General features: G+C 61.0%; 6 protein-coding genes. All 6 read left to right on the plus strand.

Features of this window, described 5'->3' with window-relative positions:
• Positions 1-413, plus strand: a 413-nt coding sequence (locus VGY55_09500) for a CPBP family intramembrane glutamic endopeptidase (GenBank protein ID HEV2970213.1), incomplete at its 5' end; no start/stop codon positions are given.
• 81 nt (positions 414-494) lie between these two features.
• On the plus strand, positions 495-1613 hold the full coding sequence (locus VGY55_09505) for a Gfo/Idh/MocA family oxidoreductase (GenBank protein HEV2970214.1): 1119 nt from the start codon (positions 495-497) through the stop codon (positions 1611-1613).
• Complete coding sequence (locus tag VGY55_09510; GenBank protein ID HEV2970215.1) at positions 1610-2047, plus strand: GNAT family N-acetyltransferase; 438 nt, start codon at positions 1610-1612, stop codon at positions 2045-2047. Before VGY55_09505 ends, VGY55_09510 begins: the two co-directional genes overlap by 4 nt.
• A gap of 112 nt (positions 2048-2159) precedes the next feature.
• Positions 2160-3308, plus strand: a complete 1149-nt coding sequence (locus VGY55_09515) for a flavodoxin/ferredoxin-dependent (E)-4-hydroxy-3-methylbut-2-enyl-diphosphate synthase (protein ID HEV2970216.1) — start codon at positions 2160-2162, stop codon at positions 3306-3308.
• A gap of 129 nt (positions 3309-3437) precedes the next feature.
• Positions 3438-6353, plus strand: coding sequence for a tetratricopeptide repeat protein (locus VGY55_09520; protein ID HEV2970217.1), 2916 nt, complete (start codon positions 3438-3440; stop codon positions 6351-6353).
• On the plus strand, positions 6350-7254 hold a 905-nt coding region (locus VGY55_09525; GenBank protein HEV2970218.1), incomplete at its 3' end, for a hypothetical protein. The genes VGY55_09520 and VGY55_09525, both read left to right, overlap by 4 nt.

The following is a 7254-nucleotide window of genomic DNA, read 5'->3' on the forward strand; positions in this document are numbered from 1 at the left end:
AGGGCTGTTTTGAAGCGGTCGAGGCAAAGCGACGGCTTATCGAATGGGCCGCGCGATCGGCTGCTAGTCAGAGCGCGGTTCCCGGCCAACCGAAAGTTGACTCCGCTGATCGATCCCGCGACAAGATCTCCAATCCTTCAACGATTGGCTCGGTTCTATCAGCCGCTTCCGACGCTGAATTGACTGCGGCCAGCGGACCCACCCTCTGGCCCATCATCGCGACGTCCACGATATTCGCGCTAATGCACTGGACGTATGGAATGTCGTCGTTCCCGCTGTTTTTCTTTGCGCTGGGTTTAGGTTATGTTTATCAACGCACGCATCGAATATGGCCGTCGCTCGTCGCTCACCTGCTTTTGAACGCGACGAGCATGGCGACGCTTTGGTATCTGGTGACAAATCCGTCGAAATAAGATCGGTGCGCGCTCCCCTGTCGGGTCGCGGCTAAACGTTTGATTCGCACTTCGTACTTCGTATTTCATACTTCATCGACGATGTCATTCGGATTTGGAATCATTGGCTGTGGAATGATCGCCCGGTTTCATGCCGCGGCGATCGCCGACGTCCGCGGCGCGAAGCTCGTGGCTTGCTTCGACGTCATGCCGCAGAGCGTCGATCGGTTTGCAGGCGAAACCGGCTGCCGGCCCTATTACAAGCTCGACGAAATGCTGGCCGATCCGGATGTCAATCTCGTTACGGTCGGCACTCCTAGCGGAGCGCATCGCGAGCCAGCCGTTGCCGCCGCACGGGCCGGGAAACACGTCATCGTCGAGAAGCCGCTCGAAGTGACGCTGCCGCGGTGCGACGCCATCATTCGGGCCTGCGAGGAGAGCGGCGTTTTGCTTTCGACGGTTTTCCCGTCGCGATTTCACGACGCCAGCCGCGAACTCAAGCGCGCCGTTAATTCGGGTCGTTTTGGCCGCTTGGCCCTGGGTGACGCCTACGTGAAATGGTATCGCACTCAAGCGTATTACGACAGCGGCGCCTGGCGCGGCACCTGGGCGCTCGACGGCGGAGGGGCGCTCATGAACCAGGCGATCCACAGCGTCGATCTCTTGACCTGGCTGATGGGACCGGTCGTCGAGGTGCGAGCCGAGACGGCCACGCTCGCCCACGAGCGGATCGAAGTCGAAGATACGGCCGTCGCCACGCTCCGCTTCGCCAACGGCGCGCTGGGGGTGATCGAAGCCAGCACGGCCGTTTATCCGGGCTATCTCAAGCGGATCGAGATTCATGGCTCGGAGGGGACCGCGGTGCTCGAAGAGGAAGACATCAAGATTTGGGATTTTGCCAAGAAGCAGCGCCGCGACGACGCGATCCGTCAGCGGATGCAACAGCAGCACAGCACCGGCGGCGGGGCAAGTGATCCGAAAGCAATCGGTCACCACGGCCACGCCCGCCAATTCGCCGACGTGCTGGACGCGATCCGCCGCGAGCGGGCGCCGCTGGTCGACGCGCAGGAAAGCCGGCGGTCGGTCGAGATCATCGTGGCGATCTATAAAGCGGCGAAGACAGGGCGGCCGGTGAAGATCCAGCGGCAAGAGGCCGGAGGCCGGGGAAGAGTGACAAGTAACAAGTTAGATAGCATCGCACTACCTAGAGTTCGCCGGTGATCCGCAAGATTCGTGAAGATGAGCTTTCGATTTTGTTGAGCCTTTACCGGTATCTGCATCCCGCCGATCCGGAGCTGACCGTTACTGCGGACGTGGAGCAGCTATGGCATCGGATTGTTGCCAATCCCCTGTTGCACTATTTCGTCGCCGAGGTGGATGGTGAGATTGTGTCCACCTGCACGTTGGCCATCGTTCCAAATCTCACGCGTGGCGCCCGACCGTATGGCTTGGTCGAGAATGTTGTAACGCACCCCGATTTTCGTCGTCGCGGCATCGGCACGCGGATCTTGCAGGCATCGCTCGCGTTCGCTTGGGAGCAGGGCTGCTATAAAGTGATGCTGCTGACCGGACGCAAGGATGATGGCACGTTGCGATTCTATCGTCATGCTGGATTTGAGGCAGGCGTCAAGACTGGATTTGTGGCCCACCCGTGATGCCGCCCTATGCTCTGTCGGCGAGGGATATGGTTATGTTCCGCAGCATCCAACGGGTTTAAGATTGGGTAATGCGATTGGCGCGAAGTGTCCCCGACGAAGAGGACTCGACATGGAATTGCCTCGAAATCCAACTCGGTCCGTGCGAATCGGCTCCTGCACGATCGGTGGCGGGCAGCCGATTGCGATTCAGAGCATGACCGCCACGGCGACGCAAGACGTTGCCGCCACCGCCGCTCAGGTAAACGATCTTGAGGCGGCCGGGGCAGACATCGTGCGGATCGCCGTCGACAGTCGCCGAGATGCCGAGGCGCTGGCGGAAATCCGCGCGCGGACCTCCGCGAATCTGGCTGTCGATCTGCAAGAGAATTATCGCCTGGCCAGCGAAGTGGCGCCGCACGTTGACAAAATCCGCTACAACCCGGGGCATCTTTACCATCACGAGCGAAGTAAACCTTGGCAGGACAAGGTGCGTTTTATCGTAGCCGTGGCCGGCGAGCACGATTGCGCCATCCGAGTCGGCGTGAATTGCGGAAGCGTCGATCCGGCGAAGAAGGAGCAAGGCGCAGCCGCCGATCCGCTGGCGCCGATGCTGGCCAGCGCCTGGGAACATTGCGACCTGCTCGACCGACTGAATTTCACTCGCTACTGCGTCTCACTCAAGGACTCCGATCCGGCGCAAGTGATCGAGATCAATCGCCGCTTCGCCGCCGAGCGGCCGGATGTGCCACTGCACCTGGGCGTCACCGAAGCCGGCCTGCCGCCCGATGGCGTCATCAAGACCCGGATCGCGTTCGAGCAGCTCATCAGCCGCGGGATCGGCGACACGATCCGCGTTTCCCTCACCGTGCCCAATGCCCGCAAACGCGAGGAGATCGCGGCCGGGCGGCAGATTCTGGCCGACATCGCGGCCGGCCGTGTGCGAAGCTTCGTCGATTTCGGACTCAAGACGCTCAACATCATCAGTTGCCCGAGCTGCTCGCGCGTGGAAAACGAAGCGTTCATCGAACTGGCCGGGCAGGTCAAGGAAATGACCCGGTACGCCGAGCAGCACGCGATCACGATCGCCGTGATGGGGTGCCGCGTGAATGGCCCGGGCGAGACGGACGACGCCGACTTGGGACTGTGGTGCGGGCCGAATCTGGTCAATCTCAAGCGCGGCAGCGAGGACTTGGGGGCGTATCCTTATGACCAGATTCTCAATCGGTTGCGGGCCGAACTCGATGCGCTGATCGCTCGCCGCTCGCTAGCAGCGACGTGAGCGCAAAGCGAAACGTGGAAACGCGATAGTCCGAGCAGCGTTTCCGCCCCATTTGGCATTCTGGGGCCGCCATGCTAACGTGGAATGGAAGGGCCGACCGCCAAATCTTATCTCTAGACTCGAATCTCCATGTCCGTTTCGATGCCCGGCGCACCTCCCGCCGATTCGCCGCGCCAGTCCTCTCCGGCCACAGTCGCTGAAGCGCCGCCGGCGCCCGTCGGCTGGCCGGTTCTGCTCTCGGCGGCGGTCATCGTGGCGGCGGTCGCCGCTGCCTATTGCAATAGCTTCTCCGGCGCGATGGTGTTCGACGATCGGGCCTGGATTCTCGAGAACTCGAGCATCCAGCAGCTTTCGTCAATCGGCGATATCCTGCTGCCTCGAAATGCCGCCGCGGTCGGCGGGCGGCCCGTCGTCAGTCTAACGCTCGCGCTGAACCATGCTTTGGGCGGTACCGATCCTGTCGGTTACCATATCGTCAATCTCTGCATCCACGCGCTGGCCGCGCTGGTGCTGTTCGGGATCGTTCGCCGCACTCTGCTATTGCCCAAGCTGCGCGAGCGATTTGGTTCAGCAGCAACGCCTCTGGCTCTGGCGGTCGCGCTAGTTTGGGCCGTTCATCCGCTCCAAACGGCTGCCGTAACCTACATCATCCAGCGCACTGAATCGCTGATGGGCCTATTCTATCTCCTGACGCTCTATTGCGTGATCCGCGGCGCGACGGCGATGGAAAGCCGATCCGTTCGGAGATCTCTGTGGTATGCCGGCGCAGTGGCGGCTTGCTTGCTTGGAATGGTGACGAAAGAAGTGATGTTCACGGCGCCACTGTTGGTGCTGCTATACGACTGGATGTTCCTAAGCGGATCCGTGCGAAAGGCGCTTGCGCGACGTCGCGGCCTGTATGCGAGCATGGCGGCAACCTGGTCGTTCGGACTGTTGATGCTCTGGATGACCGACTTTCACGGCGGCACGACCGGCCCGGGCGTCGATACGTTTTCGCCTCAGTCGTATTTGCTCACGCAGCCAGGCGTAATCCTCCATTACTTGCAGACGGCATTTTGGCCGGCGGGGTTGTCGCTCGATTACAATTGGCGTCCGGCCGAGTCGATCGCACAGGTCGCCGTTCCGGGAACGATCATCATCGCCTTGCTCGGCCTGACCGTCGTGGGATTGATCAAGCGATCGGCTCTGGGGTTTCTGGGGGCCGCGTTTTTCTTGATTCTCGTTCCCACCTCGAGTATCATCCCGATCAAGGACGCGGCCTTCGATCATCGCATGTTTTTGCCGCTGGCGGCGCTGGTGTCGCTGGTGGTCATCGGGGCGTATGCGCTCTGGGATCGGCTGGCGCCGCGGGCCGAAGAACCAGGGCTAGCGGATTGGTTGATTCGTGTCGGCTTGCCGGCTGGATTGGTGGCGATCGCGACCGTGGCTCTCGGCTGGGGCACATTCGTTCGCAACAAAGACTATCGCTCCGAGGAAGCGATTTGGCGGGACGTCCTTGCCAAATATCCCGACAACTGGCGCGCGTATGCCAGCCTTGGCTACGCTGCATTGTCGGCTCAAGACAAATCCAATGCAATCGCGCTATTCGCAAAAGCGGAGCAACTGAATCCGAAGGACTCGCAAGTTCAATTGAATCTGGGCAATCTGGCCGCCGATCGGGGCAAGATCGATGAGGCCATCGATCATTACGAGCAGTCTTTGAAGCTGACGCCCCAATCCGCGAAGGCCCAATACAACTTGGGACTAGCGCTGGCCAAGAAAGGAAAAATCGACGACGCGATCGCCCATTATCAGGAGGCCCTGAAGCTCGATCCCGAGAATCCCGAGACGCATAATAATCTGGCCGACTTGTTCCTCAAGCGTGACAAATTCGACGACGCCATCAAGCAGGCCGAGGCGGCGTTGGCGTTCAAGCCCGACTACGCGCTGGCGCACAACAATCTCGCCAGCGGACTGGCAGCCAAGGGGAAGCTCGATGAGGCGATCACCCATTATCGCAGGGCGATTGAACTCGATCCGAAGTTTGTCGACGTCGAATACAATCTGGGCGCGGCCTTGGCGCGCCGCGGAAACTTCGACGAAGCCATCGGCTACTTGGAGAAAGACTTGCGGCGGCGGCCGCGCGACGTGAGCGCCCGCTTTGGTCTTGCCCAACTCTACGATAAGAATCACCAAACCGACAAGGCCATTGCCGACTATAGGACGGTCCTAGAAATCGACCCCAATCTCGAACCGGCGCGGATCAACCTCGCGTCGGCGCTCGCGCTCCGCGGAAGGCTCGACGAGGCGCTGGAGCAATACGACAAGCTCCTCGAAACTAATTCCAACGACGCGCCAATGCAACTCCGTGCCGCCAAGTTGCTGGTCCAGCAGGGAAGCATCCGGCAGGCGATCGTGCGCTATCGCACGGCCCTCAATCTCGATCCACGAAACGCCGCCGCGCACTTCGACTTGGCTGGATGTTTCCTGGCGCTCGATAAGACCGACGACGCGGTCGAGCAGTACCGAGCGGCGATCGAGATCGAACCCAAGTATTCGGCAGCCCACAACGGCTTGGCAGTCCTTCTGGCCCGGCAGGAGAAGTTGAAAGAAGCCCTCGAGCATTTCCTGAAGGCGGTTGAATTCGATTCCGAAAATGCCGACGCCCATTACAACGCCGGCATGATCTATTACAGGCAAGGCCTGGCTGCCGAGACGGAAACGCAGTGGCGGGCTGCGGTTCGGCTGAAGCCGAATCAAGTCGCGTATCTCGGGCAGTTGGCCCTGCTTCTAGCAATCAGTCCGGATGCCGCGGCTCGCAATGGCAAGGAGGCAGTGCAACTGGCCCGGCATGCCGTTGAGCTGACCGATAGCCGCGATCCGGAGATGCTCGCCATCTTGGCGGCCGCTTATGCCGAGGCAGGAGAATTTCCCAAAGCTGTGGAATCCGGCGAGCAAGCTAAGGAACTTGCGAGGCTCCAGGACAAGAGTGCGCTTGTCGACCAGTTGACCGATCGACTCAAGCTCTATCGGGCCGGCCAGCCGTATCATGAGACGGCCCAATGACGCGGCGAACGACTTGGCTGGCGGCGGGGATCATCGCGCTGGCGGCGCTGGCCGTTTATTCCAACAGCTTCGAAGGCGACTTCATCTTCGACGACCTCCCCTGGATCGTCATGAATCCGACGATTCGCAACCTCTGGTCGCCGTGCGAGGTGCTGTTTCCCTCGAACCCGAATTTCAAGAGCGGAAGACCGGTCGTCAATCTCACGCTCGCGATCAACTATGCGTTCGCCGGAACGGACGTTCGGAGCTATCACGCCGTCAATTTGGGCATCCATATTCTGGCGGCCTTGACGCTGTTCGGCATTGTGCGAAGAACGCTCAAGCTGCCGGCCGTGGGCCAACGGTTTGCCCGGGCGGCCACGCCGTTGGCCCTGGCCGTCGCGCTGGTGTGGGTCGTCCATCCGCTCACCACGGCCGCGGTGAGCTACGTGATTCAGCGCACCGAGGCGCTCGTCAGCTTGTTCTATCTGTTGACGCTCTATGGCGTCATTCGCGGCGCTGGATCGCCGCGGCCCATCCGCTGGTATCTGGCGGCGATCACAACCTGTCTGCTGGGCATGGCGACCAAAGAGGTCATGGCCACGGCGCCCGTCGTCGTGCTGCTCTACGACCGCACATTTTTGGGCGGCTCGTTCGGCGGAGCCTTGCGTCAGCGATGGGGATTGTATTTGGCGCTCTGCGCGACTTGGGGAGTCACCGTTTGGTGCCTGCTCTCGACAGGATTTCATTCCGGTACGACGGGCTTTGGAAGCTTCGGAAACACGGACGACTCGAAGTTCGCGGCTCTCTCGTATGCCGCGACGGAGCCGGGGGTGATCCTGCATTATCTACGAATGGCGTTTTGGCCGGTCGGGCTCTGCCTCGACTATAAATGGCCCGCGGCTCATTTGCCGGAGCAGAT

Source organism: Pirellulales bacterium (assembly GCA_035939775.1).
Taxonomy (GTDB): domain Bacteria; phylum Planctomycetota; class Planctomycetia; order Pirellulales; family DATAWG01; genus DASZFO01.